Genomic DNA, 2,753 nt, shown 5'->3' with positions numbered 1-2,753 from the left:
GGAATGCTTCCTCCGAGACTTGACGTGTTCGCAATCGCAAACATATGGTCGTGTTCGCAATCGCAAATATCGCCTCTGCGCCTCCCCGGCCGCCCCTCCGAGAGGAACCCCGTGCGACTCCCCCACGTCCTGGCCCGCCGCACAGCCAGCATCGCCACGACCGTCCTCGGTGGCGCTCTCATCGCCTCCACGGCTCTTGCCACCGGCGCCTCCGCCGCCTCGTCCTCCGCCCCGGCGCTGGCATCTGCCGACGCCGACGACACGGGACGGATGATGCTGGTTCTCGACTCCTCGGGGTCGATGAAGGAGAAGGCGGGAGACGGCGCGACGAAGATCGAGGCAGCCCGGACCGCCCTCGAGAGCGTCGTCGACAAGCTGTCCGACTCCCAGGACGTCGGGATGCGTGTCTTCGGCGCGACGGTCTTCTCGCGCAACGACAAGGGCGCCTGCACCGACACCCAGAAGGTCGTCGACCCCGGCACCGACAACCGCGACGCGCTGCGTGCCGCGATCAGCGCCTACAAGCCGTACGGTGAGACGCCGATCGGCACGGCGCTGCTCGAGGCCGCACGCGACCTCGGCGACGAAGGGCGGCGATCGATCGTCCTCGTCTCGGACGGGGAGTCCACCTGCGCTCCCGACCCGTGCAAGGTCGCCGCGCGCATCTCCAAGCAAGGCATCGACCTCACCGTCGACGTCGTCGGCCTGTCCGTCGACGCCAAGACCCGCAAGCAGCTGCGCTGCATCGCCGAGGCCGGCAACGGCCGCTACTACGACGCCGAGGACGCCGGCGAGCTGTCCGGTGCGCTCGACACGGCGGCCGTCCGCGCCGCGCGCCCGTGGACCGCGATCGGCACCCCGATCACCGGCGGCCCCGACGCCGCGAACGCCACGCCGATCACCACCGGCGACTGGCGCGACGTCCTCGGTCCGCAGCACACGGTCCCGGGGCAGCGCTGGTTCCGGTTCACCCGCACGATCCCCGGGTCGACGGTGCGGGTCTCCGCCGCGATCGCCGGTCCGACCGGAGGGTACGAGGTCGACGACGGCCTGTACGTCGAGACGTTCGTCGGGAGCGAGGACTGCGGCACCGGCGCGGACTCACAGGCGGGCACCGGCTACCAGCCGATCCTGGTCGCGACCGAGGCCGTCCCCGGCAACCGCGACTACAACGACGAGTGCAAGGACGGCTCCGAGATCACCTTCAACGTGACCCGTGGCAAGCAGTCCGGCGACGTGTCACGGCGTACGGAGGAGCTCGTCGAGATCCGCATCATCGAGGAGCCGCCCGCGGCCAACGCCGCCAGCCTGCCCGCCTCGGCCCCGAAGGCGTCCGAGGACGTGCCCTCGATGTCCGACCCGACCCCGCTCCCGACCGGCGGAGTCTCCTTCGGCGACGCGGCGCCGCTCGACCCCGGCGCTTTCCGAGGGTCGATCGTGCCCGGCGAGACCCAGATCTTCCGCATCGACCTCGACTGGGGCCAGAGCCTGTCCTCGGTGATCCAGTTCGACCCGATCACCGACACCCAGAAGCAGGCTCTGGGCGACGTCGACCTCAACACCACGCTGTGGACGTTCTCCCCCGGGCGCGCCATCGCGCGAGCACCGTTCGTCTCCGACTCCCAGGGCAGGCTCACGGACTTCTCGTCGCCCGAGCTGGCCGCGGTGACCCCGGTGGTGACCTACAACGAGCGCCGCTCGACCGCCGACGGCAATGCCGCGGCCTCGATCGCCGGACCGTACTACCTCGTCCTCGGCGTCGCCGGCGAGAACGGCGGGACCGTCGAGGGCGCAGCGGCAGGTGTCGAGCTCGGGTTCACCCTCGGCCTCGCCCGCAACGGGGAGCGCAAGGGCGTGCCGGAGTACGACGGCGAGGCGCCGCAGTTCGGCGGCGAGACGAGCGAGACGGTCGACCCCGGCGACGACGACTCCGGCGAGGCCGACGCGAGCGACACGTCCGCGAGCTCGGCGACAGACTCCGACGACGGCGCCGGCTGGCTCCCGTTCGCCCTGGCCGGGGCAGGAGCCGTCCTGGTCCTGGGCGGCGTCGCCGCCCTGCTCGTCGTCCGTCGCCGGCGACGCCAGTCGGCGGAGCAGGCTCCGCCGGCCTACCAGCCCTGGGACGGGTCGGGCGGCGCGAGCCCGTACCAGTGAAGACCTGCCTGACCGCCCTCTCCTCGCCCGAGATCCACGAAAGGACCACCGTGCACCGACATGCACTCCCTCTCCGGACCCCAGTCCTCGTCGCAGCCGCGGCGCTGACCGCGACCGTCGTCCTCACCACGCCCCCACCGGCCGCGGCCGACGACGCGGCGACGTACGAGCCGGCCGGGAAGTCGGTCGACGGCGGCGCCAGCGCCGGCGACGCGACCGGGCTCGAGGCGGGTGACTGGAAGGACACCATCGGCCTCACCGGCACCGCAGAGGGCCAACGCTGGTACACGGTCAAGCGGACCGTCGACGGCTCGACCGTCCGCTTCGCCGCAGCAGTGCCGTCCGGGGCGCCGACCGCCAAGCACAAGGTCACGGTCGAGGCGTTCGCGGGCAACACGAGCTGCGGCAAGGGCGACTCCTCCTCGGCGGGAGGAGGGCACCAGCCGATCGTCGTGGCCAGCGCCGCCGCGGGGGCCGGCGACTCGGACGAGTGCGTCGACGGTGACGCCATCACCTTCAGCGTCACGCGCGAGGTGTCCGAGGGCAGCGAGGAGCAGACGGACGAGACGCTCGAGATCCGGGTGGTGGAGGAGCCGACG

General features: G+C 72.1%; 2 protein-coding genes. Both read left to right on the top strand.

The features are described from left to right. The first annotated feature begins 111 nt into the window (after positions 1-111). On the top strand, positions 112-2,154 hold the full coding sequence (locus PV363_RS09360; protein WP_301022190.1) for a VWA domain-containing protein: 2,043 nt from the start codon (positions 112-114) through the stop codon (positions 2,152-2,154). 50 nt (positions 2,155-2,204) lie between these two features. Beyond that, a partial coding sequence (locus tag PV363_RS09355) for a hypothetical protein (RefSeq protein ID WP_301022189.1) occupies positions 2,205-2,753 on the top strand: 549 nt, incomplete at its 3' end.

Origin of the sequence: Mumia sp., assembly GCF_028803055.1 — a bacterium.
Lineage (GTDB): Bacteria > Actinomycetota > Actinomycetes > Propionibacteriales > Nocardioidaceae > Mumia.
The sequence above is the reverse complement of the archived record's forward strand: the minus strand, read 5'-3'. Positions and strand labels throughout refer to the sequence as shown.